This window comes from Bacteroides congonensis, assembly GCF_900130125.1.
Lineage (GTDB): Bacteria > Bacteroidota > Bacteroidia > Bacteroidales > Bacteroidaceae > Bacteroides > Bacteroides congonensis.
This window is the reverse complement of the sequence record NZ_FQXY01000007.1, coordinates 309,414-327,236: the sequence shown is the minus strand read 5'-3', so window position 1 is coordinate 327,236 and position 17,823 is coordinate 309,414. Positions and strand designations below refer to the sequence as shown.

Genomic DNA, 17,823 nt, shown 5'->3' with positions numbered 1-17,823 from the left:
ATTGAGAATGTTTATATATCAAATAATTGGTTTAATCCTTCGCTCATACTAGGATGCGTAAAGATGAAATCGCGCAGGAAAGTGGCATCCTGCCCTGTCTTCATTGCCATGGCTACGATATTTATAATCTCCGAAGCATCAGCGCAGAACAGCGTGCATCCCATAATCTTCCCGTTATGATTGTTAATGATAGCCTTCAGCATACCATCCGTCTGTTGCAATGTACGTGAACGGACAACGGAAGTTGCCGGCAGTCGGGAGACTTTAAACGAATATCCTCTTTTCAGTGCTTCTTCTTCAGTAATGCCGATGTGTGCCAATGGAGGATCAATAAATACCGCATACTGAACAGGGTCACGGTCACCGATATCACGCTTCTTGTCTCCGAAGAGCTGGTCACGGATAATCCGGAAGTCGTCCAGTGAAAGATAAGTAAATTGCGACCCGCCTTTCACATCCCCCATTGCCCATACATGGGGAACGGTAGTGCGTAACTGGTCGTTTACTACGATAGCTCCGTGAGCATCCACTTCTATCCCGGCCGCTTGCAGATTTAATCCTTCGATCATCGGTTTCCGTCCGGTTGCAATAAGAATAGCATCTCCGTCTACAAAGTACGGAGTACCGTCGGATACATCCGAGTAAGCCAGTGTCACTCCATCATTCGTATCATGGATAGACTGCGCACGTGCATTCAGATGGATTTCGATACCTTTCTTCTCCATTACCTCTTTGACACTCTTGGCAATATCCTGATCGTTGCGGGGCATAAACCGGTTGCCGCCTTCGAGAATAGTCACTTTACTGCCGAATCCGGCATACATCGAAGCAAATTCCAGTCCGATATACCCGCCGCCGACAATAATCAAATGTTTGGGCAGGACATTCATATCCAGGAGCGTGGCACTGGTGTACACATGCTGGCTTTGCTGAATGCCGTCGATTGCCGGAACAATAGGAGTAGAACCGGTATTGATAAAGATTTCTTTTCCTTGCAGTTCGATGTCCCCGTCAGGGAGCGTTACCTTGACAGCACCGGGAGATATGAAAGAAGCCGAACCTGTATAAATGGTCACATTCGGACACTTGCTCAGTCTCTCATAATTGTTCCCTCTAAGAAAAGAAGTCAGACGGTTTTTACGGGCAACAGCCTGTTTATACATATTTGCCTGTTTCGGAAAATCCTCGTAGTAGAGTAGGGAAGAAATCCCGGCTTCGTGTATCAGCGTCTTTGTCGGGATACAGGCAATGTTCGGACAAGAACCTCCATACATCATATTGGAGCGTTCAACGATGGCAACTTGCCATCCACGGTTTGAAAGTTCGGCAGCCAGTGTCTTTCCTGCCTTGCCGAACCCTATTATAATTGCATCATATTGTTTCATAACTTCTTTGTTTAACGATTTGTATGAGACTATATAACAGTCTGAAAATACGATTTGTTCCGTAACGCAAAGAAGTCAGCACCCTCTACAGTAGTTTGATTATTCTTTTTTAAGTGTTTTCAGTACGCGTTGTGACGAGTCGGACAGAAGTACTACGGCACCGGCTAAAATAACAATATCCTTAATCACCAACCGTCCCGCACCTGACAATAGCGGAAAGCCGAATTCTCCACTTCCCAGGTTTGGAACCCAGACTTCGGGAGTCGTGACGAGGAAGGAGAGTGTGCCTAGCGTCATGATGATAGCCAGTGTATCACCTATCAATCCCGCTTTCGAGGAGAAGATTCCCAAAAACACCAGAATGCCGATGCTCATGATAAGAGCTCCCAGTGCATAAGAGAAAACATACGTATTGTTTGCTTCATGCCATGCACGATTTTCCGGGACGAAAGCACCTTCCGCGTTTTTGTGTTCCTTGTATTCGGGAGCTCCTTTTGCATAGAAGAAACTCATGAAAGGGCTGTTGGCAACAAACGGAACAATCCCGTCGGCTTCATAATGGAAATACTTCAATCCGCCTATCCACACAAATACCACCAGGATAGCTACACGAATAAACTTGATACCAAAACTTTTCAGGCTTGAAGTGAAGGTCAGTAAAGCGATAAATTTCTCTTTCATTTTGTTGGGGTTTTAATTGGTTTAACTTACACCGCAAAGGTCGTGCATTCCCAATACTCCCCAAATGGCAATACTTCCGTATCGCTTATCAATTTTTCCCTTCCTGCGTATTTCTGAACTGTACGGCACTCTGCCCGGTCATGTTTTTAAAGAAACGGCTGAAAGAAGCCTGGTCTTCAAAGCCCAGGATATCGGCAATCTCCTTGGCGCTTTTGTTACTGTAAAGCAAGAGCCGTTTGGCTTCCGCTTCCACCCGTTCGTGAATCACACGGAGTGGGGAAGGCAACTTGCAGGTCGAAAAGATGTTCGACAGAGTCTTGGGAGACTTATGCAACATATCAGCATAGTCCTGTACCTGCTTTTTCGTCCGGTAATGCTCGTCAACCAAATTATAATACTGGCGTACAATCTCGAAACCGGATTCTTTTTCGCGGGTAATGTTCATTCGATGACGCGCGATGCGGGTGCACTGGATGATAAAACGTTTCAGCAATATGCGCAACATCTCTTCCTGCAAACTGTCGGAAACGGTGAACTCGTTTTCCAGTGCTGCGGTGATGGTGTCCAGTTCCCTGCGCTCCTTCTCATTCAGCGTAAAACGGATAAGATGGGACGAACCGTTGAACAGGAAGCCGCTGCATGATACTTCATGGTCGTTACCATAAATACAGTAGAAATTACTGTTGAACAGTAAAGTCAGGTAATCTCCGTCGATGGATTTGAATTCGAGATGTTGCAGGTGAGTCAGTGAAATCACCTCATCTTTGGTAAGTACCATTTCCTGATGGTCTATCTCTACTGTGATACTTCCGTTGCGTACCCATATAAACTTGTAAAGTCCTTTTTCCTTTTGTAATGCTTTCTCTGCCAGATAAGAATCCGTAAGCGCGAGTGTTCCTTTTAGTTTTGTGTGATATTGCTGTAACATAGTTTAATCCTCCATTGCTGATGCGTCAAATGATAGTGGCAATAAATCGCCTATACTTTTAATTTCGTAAATACACTCTTTACCGTAAAGCAAGATACGGATAGGTTGACCGTATCGTTTTTCCGTCTCCAGGATTACTTGGCGGCAAGCGCCGCAAGGAGGAATCGGATTGTCTATAAAGTCCTTTTCCGTTCTTGCCGCAATGGCAAGAGTGACGACCGGTTGGTCGGGATACTGGGAATTGGCGTAGAACAGAGTCGTACGTTCCGCGCAAAGCCCCGACGGATAGGCGGCATTTTCCTGGTTCGTTCCTGTCACGACGGTTCCGTTGCCCAACAATGCGGCTGCACCTACCGAGAAGCGGGAATAAGGAGCATAGCTGCGTGCTGTTGCATCCATGGCAGTTTTCATAAGTGCCCGGTCGGCCTCATTCAACTCATTATATTGATATACTTTAATAACTGCGGTAATTATGAGGTCTTTCATACGCGTTGAGGTATTGGTTTCTACAATTAATGTTACAAAGTTAGGAAAGAGATTGATAATCCCAATTATTTTTCGGATTTTTGTGTCCTATAACTCACATCTGAATTAAAATGGCGAACAAATTGTATAGACTTGTCTTTCTAACTATCGTATTCTTTTTTGCCGTAGGAGCGCAGGCGCAGAAACGGAATGCCCGATATACCGAATATATAAATAAGTATAGTGATTTGGCTGTTGAACAAATGAAGCTTCATAAGATTCCCGCCAGTATCACGTTGGCACAAGGACTGTTGGAAAGCGGTGCCGGATATAGTCAGTTGGCACGAAAGAGCAACAACCATTTTGGTATCAAATGCGGTAGTAGTTGGCGGGGACGTACAGTACGCCATGACGATGACGCGCGCAACGAATGCTTCCGCGCCTATAAGCATCCGCGTGACTCTTACGAAGACCATTCCGATTTTCTGAGAAGAGGTGCCCGCTATGCGTTTCTTTTCAAGCTCGATATTACCGACTATAAAGGATGGGCGCGCGGATTGAAAAAAGCGGGATATGCTACCGATCCTTCCTATGCCAACCGTCTGATAACGATTATCGAAGATTACGACCTGTATAAATATGACCGTAAAGGTGTTTATTCCGAGCGTAAGCTAAGGAAGAACCCGTGGCTGATGAACCCTCATCAGATTTATATTGCCAATGACATCGCTTATGTAGTTGCCCGTAGCGGGGATACTTTCCAGGACTTGGGCAAGGAACTGGATATCAGTTGGAAGAAGCTTGTGAAGTATAACGACTTGCATCGTGAATACACATTAATGCCGGGAGACATCATCTACTTGAAGAGCAAGAAGAAAAAGGCATCCAAGCCTCATACCGTGTATATCGTAAAAGACGGAGATTCCATGCATGGCATTTCCCAGAAATATGGTATCCGCCTTAAAAATCTTTATAAGATGAATCGTAAAGACGGAGAATATGTCCCTGAAATAGGAGATAGATTGCGCCTGCGGTAGAGGTTCGGGGAACGGGTGTCCCGCCACCGGGGAACAAATCCGGCTTCTTTTCTTTCTTCATGAAAGTTTCGCATTGAGCAAACTTAATGACTCATTTATGTGTTATTATTCTTGATAAAACATGGTTGGAATATGAGTCTTAACATTGCAAAAACTGATAAGAAACGTGTCGTCATAGTAGGCGGTGGTTTCGGTGGTCTGAAGTTGGCTAACAAGTTGAAAAAGTCAGGCTTTCAAGTCGTATTGGTAGATAAGAATAACTATCATCAGTTTCCCCCTTTAATATATCAGGTGGCTTCGGCAGGTATGGAACCGACTTCCATCTCCTTCCCCTTCCGCAAGATTTTCCAGCACCGGAAAGATTTCTACTTCCGTATGGCGGAAGTGCGTGCCATTTTCCCGGAAAAGAACATGATACAGACTTCCATCGGAAAAGCTGAATACGACTATCTGGTTTTGGCGGCAGGTACTACCACCAATTTCTTTGGTAACAAGCATATCGAAGAAGAAGCCATGCCGATGAAGAACGTTTCTGAAGCAATGGGACTGCGAAATGCCCTTCTGGCTAATTTGGAACGTGCACTCACTTGCTCTACAAAGCAGGAACAACAGGAATTGCTGAATATTGTTATTGTCGGCGGCGGTGCTACCGGAATAGAAGTGGCAGGAATACTCTCTGAAATGAAACGGTTCGTACTGCCGAATGATTATCCTGATATGCCCGGTAACCTGATGCACATCTATCTGATTGAAGCAGGGTCGAGATTGCTTGCCGGAATGTCGGAAGATTCATCGGCACATGCCGAAAAGTTTCTTCGCGAAATGGGCGTGAATATACTCCTGAATAAACGCGTCGTAGATTACCGCGACCATAAAGTCATACTCGAAGACGGAACAGAGATTGCTACGCGTACCTTTATTTGGGTGAGCGGTGTCACCGGAGTAACTATCGGAAATCTGGATGCTTCGTTGATAGGGCGCGGCGGACGTATCAAGGTTGACCGGTTCAATCGTGTAGAAGGAATGGATAATGTGTTTGCTATTGGTGACCAATGCATTCTGTCGGGCGACGAAAGTTATCCGAACGGACACCCCCAATTGGCGCAGGTTGCTATCCAACAAGGCGAACTGCTGGCAAAGAACCTGATACGACTTCAGAAAGGGCAGGAGATGAAACCTTTCCATTACCGTAATTTGGGCTCGATGGCGACAGTGGGACGTAACCGTGCCGTTGCGGAATTTAGTAAGGTAAAGATGCAAGGCTGGTTTGCCTGGGTGATGTGGTTGGTAGTCCATCTGCGTTCTATCCTTGGAGTGCGCAATAAGGTAGTCGTTCTTCTCAACTGGATATGGAATTATTTCACCTACGACCAGTCCATGCGTATGATAGTCTATGCCCGTAAAGCAAAAGAAATCCGTGACCGTGAAAGCGTAGAAGCGACCACCCATTTGGGCAAAGACCTGATTCAAGAGAAACAAACTTCTCCGCAGGAGACGAAATAATAATGATGATATGACCATTTTCTGAACGGTAAATTCGTACAGGGTGTCCGATTTCGGACACCCTTTCTTTTTGTCTATTCTCTATTAATCAATGATTTACGGTTTTGGCACGGATTTGGTATATCAAATGTCGGATTACTATATGATAAAATCGAAAACGATAAGATATGGACAGAGAAATTCCCAAAGAGGTGCGTAAGAAAGAACGCAATAAAAAGATAATTCGTTATTCATCCATAGGGGTGGCAGGCGTTATTGTTATTAGTGTACTTATATCCGTATTGAGGGCAGGGGTAGAGAAGAAAGACCTCGTCCTTTCCACGGTCGATAAAGGAATCATCGAAGTGAGCGTCAGCGCTTCGGGAAAAGTAGTTCCGGCATTTGAAGAGATTATCAATTCTCCTATCAACTCCCGTATCCTCGAAATCTATAAAAAGGGGGGCGATAGCGTGGATGTAGGCACTCCGATTCTGAAACTTGACCTTCAAAGTACGGAAACACAATATCAGAAACTTCTGGACGAAGAGAAAATGCGTCAGTATAAACTCGACCAGCTTCGTGTCAACAATCAAACCAAACTCTCTGATATGGCAATGCAGATTAAAGTTTCCGCCATGAAACTGAGCCGGATGAAAGTGGAACTAAGAAATGAGCACTACCTGGACAGCCTCGGAGCCGGAACTACGGACAAGGTACGTCAGGCGGAATTGAGCTATAATGTCGCCCAACTGGAATACGAGCAACTTCAACAGCAATACAAAAACGAGAAGGAAGTAGCCGCAGCCGAACTGAAAGTGCAGGAACTTGATTTCAATATCTTCCGCAAAAGCCTGGCGGAAATGAAGCGTACCTTTGAAGACGCGCAAATCCGTTCTCCCCGTAAGGCCATCCTTACCTATATCAATAATCAGATTGGTGCACAGATTTCGCAAGGAGAGCAGGTAGCTGTTATCTCCGATTTGAGCCACTTTAAGGTGGAAGGAGAAATTGCCGATACGTACGGTGACCGTGTATCGGCAGGCGGAAAGGCAGTTGTGAAGATAGGCAGTGACAAACTGGAAGGAACTGTGAGCAGTGTGACGCCGCTTTCAAAAAATGGGGTAATCTCTTTCACAGTCCAGTTGAAAGAGGACAATCACCGCCGTCTGCGTTCAGGTCTGAAAACAGATGTCTATGTGATGAACGCTGTGAAAGAAGATGTGATGCGTGTGGCTAACGGTTCTTATTATGTGGGACGTGGCGAATATGAACTTTTCGTCTGTACGTCGGAGAATGAGATGGTTAAACGTAAAGTACAATTAGGAGATTCCAACTTTGAATATGTAGAAGTAGTGAGCGGTCTGCAACCGGGGGATAAAGTGGTTGTCAATGACATGAGCGCATATAAGAATAAGAATAAACTGAAGATTAAATAAATTAAATACTAGAAGTTATGATAACATTGACCTCTCTTTCCAAGATTTATCGTACGGATGAGATTGAAACGGTAGCATTGGAGAATGTGAATCTGACGGTGGAACGTGGGGAATTCCTGAGTATCATGGGGCCTTCAGGATGTGGGAAATCCACTCTGCTGAATATTATGGGATTACTTGACGCGCCTACCATGGGGACGGTGGAAATTAACGGAACCCGTATCGAAGGGATGAAGGACAGGGAACTGGCGGCTTTCCGTAACAAAACGCTTGGTTTCGTATTCCAGTCTTTCCATCTGATTAATTCACTGAGCGTGATGGATAATGTGGAACTACCGCTACTCTACCGCCGTGTCAGTAACAGTGAACGCAGGCGCTTGGCACAGGAAGTCCTGGAAAAAGTGGGATTGAGCCATCGTATGAATCATTTCCCGACACAGCTTTCCGGCGGTCAGTGTCAGCGTGTGGCAATCGCCCGTGCCATTATAGGCAATCCGGAAATCATCCTTGCCGATGAGCCGACCGGTAATTTGGATTCGCGGATGGGAGCTGAAGTGATGGAACTCCTTCACCGGTTGAACAAGGAAGACGGGCGGACGATTGTTATGGTTACCCATAATGAAGAGCAGGCGAAGCAGACTTCCAGGACAGTCCGTTTCTTTGATGGTCGTCAGGTAAAATAAACAGGTGTCAGTTTTCAATAGGTATCAATAATAAAGCATAGATAAATCAGCTATGATAAAACTCTACTTCAAACAAGCATTCCATTTGCTGAAAGAAAACAAACTGCTTTCTTCCATCTCCATCATAGGCACGGCATTGGCCATTGCTATGATAATGGTGATTGTTATCACTTTGCGAGCGACGATTGCTCCTTTTGCGCCGGAAACCCATCGTGACCGAATGCTTGTTTTCCGTTATGCCGGACTCCAGAATAAGTCGAATGCGAACTGGCAGAGTAACGGCCCTGTCGGATATAACACGGCAAAGGCTTGTTTCAAAGAAATGACTGTCCCTGAAGCAGTCAGCATCACCAGTGCTTTTCAAGAAACGATGTTGGCAGCCAAGCCGGCAGGCGAAATGGAAAGTTGTAGCGTACTGCAAACGGACGATGCCTTCTGGAAAGTATTCGAATTTGATTTTGTATCCGGCAAACCGTATGATAATGCCGATTTTGATGCCGGAGCAGCGAAAGCTGTCATATCCGAAGATATGGCGCGGCGGTTGTTTGGAACGTCGGAAGTCGTAGGAAAAACATTCTTGCTGAATCATACCGCCTATCTTATCAGCGGAGTAGTGCGCCCTGTATCTAAATTGGCACGATACGCTTATGCGCAAGTCTGGATTCCTTTAAGTTCGACGAATGCGTTTACAACGACTTGGGGAGATGAAAATATCATGGGACTGGTTGCCGTACTAATTCTAGCCAAGTCAACAGAAGATTTCCCTGCCATCCATAATGAAGCAGACCGCTTGAGAGCCGTATTCATGGCAGGACACCCTAATTTTGATTTGCTCTATCGCGGGCAACCCGATACCTATTTTGTAGCCGCGCAACGACATTCAGCCAATAATCCTCCGGCCGTGAAAGAAGCAATACGGCAATACATATTGACATTGCTCGTCCTTCTGATTGTCCCTGCGGTCAACTTGTCCGGGCTAACCTTGTCACGCATGCGCAAGCGTCTCTCTGAAATAGGAGTACGGAAAGCCTTTGGTGCTCCGAGAAGAGAACTGATGATGCAGGTACTTTCCGAAAATATGCTTTACTCGCTTTTGGGTGGAATCCTTGGTTTGGTATTGAGTTATATTGCCGCCTTCCTTCTTGGCGGAATGTTATTCTCCGTAGACTTCGTATCCGATGGAGTGAACGATTTACGGACGATGTGTATCGACCTCTTGTTCGATCCTGCCGTATTCCTGTTGGCATTCCTTGCCTGTTTTCTGCTCAACTTGCTGAGTGCGGCTATTCCGGCATGGAGAATCACCCGTACCAATATTGTAGATGCCATCAATGAAAGATAACCCGAACAGTCAACTAATTTAATTCAAAAGAAGATGCAACTATTAAAACAAATATGGAATGAACGCCGGTCGAACGGATGGTTGTGGGCGGAGTTATTAATTGTTTTTGTTGTCCTGTGGTATGTAGTCGACTGGACTTATGTAACGGCACGTACCTATTACGAACCCGTAGGATTTGATATTACTGATACCTACTACCTCGAACTGAGCTTGAAAAACAACAAAAGCGACTCCTATATCCCGAAAGATAAAAAGAGTACGACGCTGGGACAGGATATTACCGAACTGACAAACCGTCTCCGGCGATTGCCGGAAGTGGAAGCCGTTTCCGTATCCAATAATGCACGTCCTTATATCGGAAGTAATTCGGGTATGATGTTGCGCATTGATACGATAGTCCGTAATCCGTTGCGGCGTACGATGACTCCTGAATTCTTTCAGGTATTCCGTTATCAAAGTACGGATGGTCGTGGCTATGAACCATTGGTACAAGCTTTGAAAAATGGGAATGTGGTAGTTAGTGAGAATTTCTGGCCGGATGATTATACAGGCGACCGCACCTTATTAGGCAGGGAAGTGGTGAATGTGGACGACTCTACCCAAGTGCACAAGATAGGCGGTGTGTCGGTCAAAGTCCGCTATAACGATTTTTGGCCTAATTATAGCGATATTTATATAGCTAATGCTTTCACAGAAAAGGTCTTGACTGAATTTGACGATGACTTTTATCCTTCCAGTCTGGAAGTCTGCCTGCGGGTGAAACCGGGGACTTCCAAAGATTTCCCGGAACATTTGATGAATTTGTCTGCCGGTCAGTTGAGTGTCGGCAATCTGTTTATTCTGAAAGTACATGACTATGAGAATATACGGAACGATTTCCAACGGGGAAATTACAATCAGGTACAAATACGATTCTGGATGATGGGCTTCCTGTTGCTGAATATTCTGCTGGGTATTGTCGGTACCTTTTGGTTCCGTACGCAGCACCGGCGTTCCGAACTGGCACTCCGTGTTGCGGTCGGTTCCAGTCGGGCGCAACTTTGGGGTCGTCTGAATAATGAAGGAATAGTGTTGCTCTCGCTGGCTGCTTTGCCTGCTGCTGTCATTTGCTATAATATAGGCTACCTTGATTTGACGGACGGGTATATGGAGTGGGGGATTGTCCGTTTCCTTATAACGTTTGCCATCAGTTATTTCCTTATGGCTTTGATGATTCTGGCAGGTATTTGGTTCCCTGCCCGCCAGGCAATCCGCATTCAGCCGGCAGAAGCATTGCGTGAGGAATAAAAATCTAAGGCTATTTGCATTGTTTTCAATATAATAACTTATCTTTGTGCGCATAATCTTGAAAACAATGCAGGTCTTTTGCTTATGAATCGACGATATTACTGTTTGTTTGTGCTCTTCTTTTGGGCTGTCCTAGTTCGGGCGGCAGCTTCGGAAGGTACGTTCAATATACTCTTCATCCAGTCTTATACTTCACAGACTCCTTGGCATAATGACCTTAATCAAGGTCTGGTGAAAGGTTTCAGGGAAAGTGGGGTGAAGGTGAATATTACGACAGAATATCTGGACGCTGATTTTTGGGCATTTAAGTCGGAGAAAGTGATAATGCACCGTTTCTGCGAACGCGCCCGTGAGCGGAAGACCGATTTGATTGTCACATCGGGCGATGAGGCTTTCTATACCCTTTTTGCCTGTGGAGATTCGTTGCCGTTGCAAGTTCCGGTCGTGTTTTTCGGTATCAAGTATCCTGATGAGAAGCTCCTTACCGCTCACCCCAATGTCTGTGGCTTCACGGCTAATCCCGATTTTGATATTATCATGCGTCATGCGCAAAAAATATTTCCTCAACGCAAAGAGGTTATTTGCGTGATAGACAATAGCTTTTTGAGTAATAAAGGTCTTGATGATTTTAAGGCGGAGTGGGAAATCTTCCGGCAAGATAATCCCGACTATGATATGAAAGTCTATAACACCCAGAATCAGACTACGAGCCATATCATTTCAGCTATCTGTTATCCCCGTAATAGTTACGGACGCTTTGTCATTGCTCCCAAGTGGTCGCCTTTCCTTTCATTTGTGGGTAAAAACTCCAAAGCCCCTGTGTTTTCCACTCAGAATGTAGGACTGACAAATGGGGTATTCTGCGCCTATGATAGTGATGCCTATACTTCAGCATTGGCAGCAGGGCAAAGAGCTTCCAAAGTCTTGAAAGGGACTTCCCCGTTGAAACTGGGAGTGACAGAAGCCAAACAAGGATTTATATACGACTACAAGCAATTGGAGTTTTTCCATATCGAGCCTGACAAGGCAAGTGCTGTCGGTGGAATCATTGTCAATGAGCCTTATTGGGAAAAATATAAATTCCTTTTTATCCTTCTCTATCCGTCCATCCTTGCGCTGTTGATAGCATCTATCGTATGGTTGATGCGCGCCAACCGCCGCGAATCCAAACGGCGGATGCAGGCTCAAACCCGCCTGTTGGTGCAAAACAAACTGGTAGAGCAGCGTAATGAATTTGATAATGTCTTCCACTCCATCCGTGATGGTGTGATAACCTATGACACGGATTTGCATATCCATTTCACGAACCGTTCTCTGTTGAAAATGCTTCATCTGCCGTATGAGGCGGGCGGTCGTTTTTATGAGGGAATGATGGCAGGCAGTATTTTCAATATCTACAATGAGGGGCAGGACATCCTTCATAAGATGCTGAAACGGGTAGCCCGTACGGGAGAAAGCGTACAGATACCTCAAGGTTCTTTTATGAAAGAAGTGCACAGTGACAATTACTTCCCTGTATCCGGAGAAATCGTTCCGATTCATTCGAAAGGGGGAATTACGGGCATGGCTCTTTCCGCACGCAACATTTCAGATGAAGAAATACAGAAGCGCTTCTTTGATATGGCACTGGATGAAAGTTCCATATATCCGTGGCAGTTTGACATGAAAACCAACTGCTTTATTTTCCCGCAAGGTTTCCTTGTACGGATGGGATATGACGAATCGGTCACTATTATCTCTCGTGAGGAAATGAACCGTACCATCCATCCGGATGATTTGAAAGAAATAATTCCGCAATTTGATAAAGCACTGACGGGAGAGAACAAGACTCTCCGTATGAATTTCCGCCAGCGGAAAGCGGATGGGGAATATGAGTGGTGGGAATACCGCTTTTCCACTATTGATGGTTTGACACAGGATTCATTATACAGTATATTAGGCGTATGTCAAAGTATCCAACGATATAAGACAGTCGAGCAGGAAATGAGAGAAGCACGTGACAAAGCCCTTCAGGCAGACAAACTGAAATCTGCCTTCCTTGCCAATATGAGCCACGAAATCCGTACTCCGTTGAACGCTATCGTAGGATTCTCCGATTTATTGAGTGATACGAGCGGATTCACGGAAGAAGAAATCTCCCAGTTTATCGCGACTATTAATAAGAATTGCAGTTTGCTGCTGGCGTTGATTAACGACATTCTTGACCTGTCCCGTATCGAATCGGGCACTATGGAATTCGCGTTTGCAGAACATAGCTTACCTTTACTGCTGAAGACCGTTCACGATTCGCAACAACTGAATATGCCTTCGGGAGTAGAACTGGTGGTGCGTATGCCCGAAGGTGATAAGAAATATCTGAGGACAGACAATGTCCGTCTGCAACAGGTGGTAAACAACCTGATTAATAATGCCGCTAAGTTTACTAGCAGCGGATTCATTACCTTCGGCTACGAAGAAGATGAAGAACCCGGATACACCCGTATCTTTGTAGAAGATACCGGAGTCGGCATCTCGGAAGAGGGCATCCGCCATATCTTCGAACGATTCTATAAAGTCGATAACTTTACGCAAGGGGCAGGACTGGGATTGAGTATCTGTCAGACTATTATCGAACGCTTGAGAGGAAGCATCTCCGTGACTTCCGAAGTGGGCAAGGGTACTCGTTTCACTGTACGCCTTCCCAATTATTGCGAATAGAAGCGAACGTCCGCTTTTGCGCATAGTGTCCGAAAACGGACACTAGCCTTATATTATAACCGATTGAAAATAAATACTTTATTCTTTTGGCACATCGTTTGATTCTCCTTTGGCGGAAAATACTGTGCATAATGAAAAAGAAAAGTATATTAGTAACTCTTGCCGCTGCCTGTCTTCCATGGACATTGTCGGCACAGAAAGAAAGGGAGATAACCTTAAATGAAGCCATCGCAATGGCACGTTCGCAATCCGTCGATGCGGCTGTTGCCTTGAATGAACTGAAAACCGCCTATTGGGAATACCGCACCTTTCGCGCCGACCTTCTGCCGGAAGTCAACCTTACCGGTACTTTACCCAATTACAATAAATCATACAGTTCTTATCAGAATTCAGACGGCTCCTATGGTTTTGTCCGCAACAACACATTGGGACTTACCGGAGACATCTCCATCGACCAAAACATTTGGCTGACAGGCGGTAAACTCTCACTCACTTCTTCCCTCGACTATATCACCCAGTTGGGCGGAGACAACGACCGCCATTTCATGTCTATCCCCATAGCCCTGAAACTTACGCAACCCATCTTCGGCGTGAACAACATCAAGTGGAACAGGCGCATCGAGCCGGTACGTTACGCGGAAGCGAAAGCTGCCTTTATCACAGCCACCGAAGAAGTGACGATGCGCGCCATTACCTATTACTTTAATCTCCTGCTGGCAAGAGAAAACTTAGGCACTGCCAAGCAAAATCAGAAGAATGCCGACCACCTCTACGAAGTAGCCCTTGCCAAACGTAAAATGGGACAGATTTCCGAAAACGAACTCCTGCAACTCAAACTTTCCGCCCTGAACGCAAAGGCAGCACTGACAGAAGCGGAAAGCGACCTCAACGCCAAAATGTTCCAACTTCGTGCCTTTCTGGGAGTCGGAGAAGATGAGATACTCAGCCCTGTCATTCCCGATGCCGTAGACGGCTCAAAGATGGAGTACAATATGGTACTGAATAAAGCACTGGAACGCAACTCATTTGCACAGAATATCCGTCGCCGCCAGTTGGAAGCCGACTATGAAGTAGCTACGGCACGTGGCAACCTGCGTAGCATCGACCTCTTTGCCAGTGTAGGATATACCGGAGAAAACCGCAATTTCTCCGCCGTTTACAGAAACCTGCAAGATAACCAGATAGTGCAGGTAGGCGTTAAAATACCCATTTTGGATTGGGGGAAACGACGCGGCAAGGTGCGTGTAGCCAAGAGCAACCGGGATGTAGTGCTTTCGAAGATTCGTCAGGAAGAGATAAATTTCAATCAGGACATCTTCTTGCTCGTGGAGCATTTTAATAATCAGGCACAACAGTTATCCATTGCCAAGGAAGCCGACGCCATTGCCCAACAACGCTATAAGACCAGTATTGAAACCTTCCTGATAGGCAAAATCAATACCCTCGACCTGAACGACGCGCAAAACTCAAAGGATGCAGCCAGGCAAAAACACATTTCCGAACTCTATTATTATTGGTATTATTTTTATCAGATCCGTAGCCTGACGCTTTGGGATTTCCGTACCAATACCGAACTGGAAGCCGATTTTGATGAAATCATACGGCAATAAAAGCGATGAGAGCGATGCCGGCTGGTATTTTTTTGTAGCTTTGCATGGTTGTAAGCAGTAAGACGATACCTTTGATAAATAAAGAAACATGAACCATGATTCTGATAATTGATGACGACAGCGCAGTGCGCTCTTCACTCAGCTTCATGCTGAAGCGTGCAGGATATGAGGCACAGGCAGTTCCCGGCCCTCGGGAAGCTATGGACGTGGTACGCTCCGTAGCTCCTGACTTAATCCTGATGGATATGAACTTCACCCTTTCCACAACAGGTGAAGAAGGGTTGACTCTGCTCAAACAAGTGAAGATATTCCGCCCCGAAACTCCGGTAATATTGATGACCGCCTGGGGAAGTATCCAACTCGCCGTACAGGGAATGCAGGCGGGAGCTTTTGACTTCATCACAAAACCATGGAACAATGCCGCCCTGTTGCAGCGCATCGAAACAGCTTTGGAACTCTCGGTCACTCCCGGGGAAGCCACCCGGGAACAAAGCGATTCTTTCGACCGCAGCCACATCATCGGACGCAGCCAGGGATTGACGGACGTATTGAATACCATTGCCCGCATCGCAAAAACCAACGCTTCCGTATTGATTACAGGCGAGAGCGGCACAGGCAAGGAACTCATAGCCGAAGCAATCCATATCAACAGCCAGCGTGCAAAGCACCCGTTTGTCAAAGTGAATTTGGGTGGAATCTCCCAAAGCCTGTTTGAAAGTGAAATGTTCGGGCATAAGAAAGGAGCTTTTACCGACGCTTCCTCCGACCGTATCGGACGTTTCGAGATGGCGGACAAAGGAACTATCTTCCTGGATGAAATCGGCGACCTCGACCCGTCCTGCCAAGTAAAATTGCTGCGAGTCTTACAAGACCAGACCTTTGAAGTGCTCGGCGACAGCCGCCCCCGCAAGACTGACATTCGCATAGTCTCTGCCACCAACGCCGACCTGCGTAAAATGGTGGGAGAACGTTCTTTCCGCGAAGACCTGTTCTACCGTATCAACCTGATAACAGTAAAACTGCCCGCCTTGCGCGAGCGCCGTGAGGATATCCCGCTACTGGCACGTCACTTTGCCGACCGCCAGGCCGCAGCCAACGGATTACCTCACACCGACTTCTCCGCCGACGCCATGCAATTCTTGAGCCGTCTGCCTTTCCCCGGAAATATCCGTGAATTGAAGAACCTGGTAGAGCGTACCATACTGGTAAGCGGCAAACTCATCCTCGACGCTTCCGATTTCGATGCCCAATACATCCGCCACGATGATGCAAGGGCAGCCGAAGGCACGTCTTTGGCCGGCATGACCCTGGATGAAATAGAACGTCAGACCATTCTTCAGGCTTTGGAACGTTATAAAGGTAATTTGAGCCAGGTAGCCACGGCGCTCGGTATCAGCCGCGCCGCTCTCTACCGCCGTCTTGAGAAATATAATATAGCTGTGTAATCCGTGCCTAATAATATAAAACAAACCATTAACCACAGATAAACGTGCGTATAAAAGGATTCTTTTACATACTAGTCTTTCTGTTGCTGGCATTGGGTGGAGTGTTGCTCTACCTTTCCAGTCAACTGAACACCCTCTTCTTCTACATAGGAGAGGGGCTGATACTTTTCATCCTCATTTATCTGACGTTTTTCTATCGTAAGCTCGTTAAGCCGTTGAATACCATCGGCAGCGGTATGGAACTGCTGCGTGAACAAGACTTCAGCAGCCGTCTCAGCCCGGTGGGACAGTACGAAGCCGACCGTGTCGTGAATATTTTCAACCGTATGATGGAGCAACTCAAGAACGAACGTCTCCGCCTGCGTGAACAGAATCACTTCCTTGACTTGCTGATTAAAGCCTCTCCGATGGGAGTCATTATCACCACCCTCGACGATGACCTCTCCGAACTGAACCCGATGGCGTTGAAAATGCTTGGCGTCCGTCCGGAAAACGTACTAGGCAAGAAGATGAAAGAAATCGACTCACCACTGGCAAGAGAACTGGTGAACATTCCGAAAGGCGAGACAGTAACCGTCCGCCTGAACGACTCGAATATCTACCGCTGCACCCATTCTTCCTTTATCGACCGTGGATTCCAGCATCCTTTCTTCCTGGTAGAAAGCCTGACGGACGAAGTGATGAAAGCCGAAAAGAAAGCCTATGAGAAAGTAATCCGCATGATAGCCCACGAAGTGAACAACACGACCGCCGGCATCACTTCTACACTGGACACCGTAGAACAAGCCCTTTCCAGTGAAGAAGGCATGGACGACATCTGCGACGTGATGCGCGTATGCACCGACCGCTGTTTCTCCATGAGCCGTTTCATCACCCGCTTCGCCGATGTGGTGAAGATACCCGAACCCACCGTCTCACGTGCCAATCTGAACGATCTCGTCTTCACCTGCAAACGCTTTATGGAAGGAATGTGCAACGACCGTCGTATCAATCTCCGAATGGAAATAGACGAAACCCTGAAAGACGTAATGCTGGACTCCTCCCTGTTTGAACAGGTACTTGTGAACATCATCAAGAACGCTGCCGAAAGCATAGAAACCGATGGTGAAATCATTATCCGCACCCTGTCTCCCGCCACTATCGAAGTGACGGACAACGGCAAAGGAATCAGCAAGGAAACGGAAGCGAAACTATTCAGCCCCTTCTTCTCAACCAAACCGAACGGGCAGGGCATCGGGCTTATCTTTATCCGCGAAGTCCTGATGCGCCACGGATGCACCTTCTCCTTGCGGACTTATGCCGACGGATTGACCAAATTTCGGATTATTTTTCCTTAATTGTGTCA

14 protein-coding genes are annotated in these 17,823 nt (G+C 46.4%); 10 read left to right on the top strand and 4 right to left on the bottom strand.

The features are described from left to right. Positions 1-11: 11 nt before the first annotated feature. The 4 genes from BQ7997_RS02690 to BQ7997_RS02675 form a co-directional block, all read right to left on the bottom strand. Positions 12-1,385 (bottom strand): FAD-dependent oxidoreductase, encoded by a 1,374-nt coding sequence (locus BQ7997_RS02690; RefSeq protein ID WP_073343279.1) that lies wholly within the window; start codon positions 1,383-1,385, stop codon positions 12-14. A 99-nt stretch (positions 1,386-1,484) separates the two neighbouring features. Beyond that, positions 1,485-2,066 (bottom strand): DUF417 family protein, encoded by a 582-nt coding sequence (locus BQ7997_RS02685; protein ID WP_044653234.1) that lies wholly within the window; start codon positions 2,064-2,066, stop codon positions 1,485-1,487. 88 nt (positions 2,067-2,154) lie between these two features. Then, the gene (locus tag BQ7997_RS02680) at positions 2,155-2,994 is read right to left on the bottom strand and encodes an AraC family transcriptional regulator (protein WP_073343275.1); all 840 of its coding nucleotides are present in this window, start codon (positions 2,992-2,994) and stop codon (positions 2,155-2,157) included. A gap of 3 nt (positions 2,995-2,997) precedes the next feature. Next, complete coding sequence (locus tag BQ7997_RS02675; protein ID WP_022137863.1) at positions 2,998-3,480, bottom strand: cytidine deaminase; 483 nt, start codon at positions 3,478-3,480, stop codon at positions 2,998-3,000. A gap of 110 nt (positions 3,481-3,590) precedes the next feature. Here BQ7997_RS02675 and BQ7997_RS02670 point away from each other — a divergent pair, with 110 nt between their 5' ends. The 10 genes from BQ7997_RS02670 to BQ7997_RS02625 all read left to right on the top strand — a co-directional run bounded on the left by BQ7997_RS02670 (position 3,591) and on the right by BQ7997_RS02625 (position 17,815). Next, entirely contained in the window at positions 3,591-4,496 is a 906-nt protein-coding gene (locus tag BQ7997_RS02670) for a glucosaminidase domain-containing protein (RefSeq protein WP_073343272.1), read from the top strand. A gap of 132 nt (positions 4,497-4,628) precedes the next feature. Further along, positions 4,629-5,999, top strand: coding sequence for an NAD(P)/FAD-dependent oxidoreductase (locus tag BQ7997_RS02665; RefSeq protein WP_073343269.1), 1,371 nt, complete (start codon positions 4,629-4,631; stop codon positions 5,997-5,999). Positions 6,000-6,166: 167 nt separating this feature from the next. Next, a complete protein-coding gene (locus tag BQ7997_RS02660) occupies positions 6,167-7,414 on the top strand; it encodes an efflux RND transporter periplasmic adaptor subunit (protein ID WP_022137866.1) in 1,248 nt (415 codons plus the stop codon). A gap of 17 nt (positions 7,415-7,431) precedes the next feature. Further along, positions 7,432-8,097, top strand: a complete 666-nt coding sequence (locus BQ7997_RS02655) for an ABC transporter ATP-binding protein (RefSeq protein ID WP_073343266.1) — start codon at positions 7,432-7,434, stop codon at positions 8,095-8,097. 52 nt (positions 8,098-8,149) lie between these two features. Then, positions 8,150-9,439 carry an ABC transporter permease gene (locus BQ7997_RS02650; protein ID WP_073343263.1) on the top strand — a complete coding sequence of 430 codons (1,290 nt, stop codon included), beginning with the start codon at positions 8,150-8,152 and terminating at the stop codon, positions 9,437-9,439. Between the two features lie 33 nt (positions 9,440-9,472). Then, positions 9,473-10,726 carry an ABC transporter permease gene (locus tag BQ7997_RS02645; protein WP_073343259.1) on the top strand — a complete coding sequence of 418 codons (1,254 nt, stop codon included), beginning with the start codon at positions 9,473-9,475 and terminating at the stop codon, positions 10,724-10,726. 84 nt (positions 10,727-10,810) lie between these two features. Next, the gene (locus tag BQ7997_RS02640) at positions 10,811-13,423 is read left to right on the top strand and encodes a sensor histidine kinase (RefSeq protein ID WP_073343256.1); all 2,613 of its coding nucleotides are present in this window, start codon (positions 10,811-10,813) and stop codon (positions 13,421-13,423) included. Between the two features lie 131 nt (positions 13,424-13,554). Next, positions 13,555-15,033 (top strand): TolC family protein, encoded by a 1,479-nt coding sequence (locus BQ7997_RS02635; RefSeq protein WP_044653225.1) that lies wholly within the window; start codon positions 13,555-13,557, stop codon positions 15,031-15,033. A gap of 95 nt (positions 15,034-15,128) precedes the next feature. Continuing rightward, positions 15,129-16,478, top strand: a complete 1,350-nt coding sequence (locus tag BQ7997_RS02630) for a sigma-54-dependent transcriptional regulator (protein ID WP_073343253.1) — start codon at positions 15,129-15,131, stop codon at positions 16,476-16,478. Between the two features lie 44 nt (positions 16,479-16,522). Beyond that, complete coding sequence (locus BQ7997_RS02625) at positions 16,523-17,815, top strand: sensor histidine kinase (protein ID WP_073343248.1); 1,293 nt, start codon at positions 16,523-16,525, stop codon at positions 17,813-17,815. Positions 17,816-17,823 lie beyond the last annotated feature (8 nt).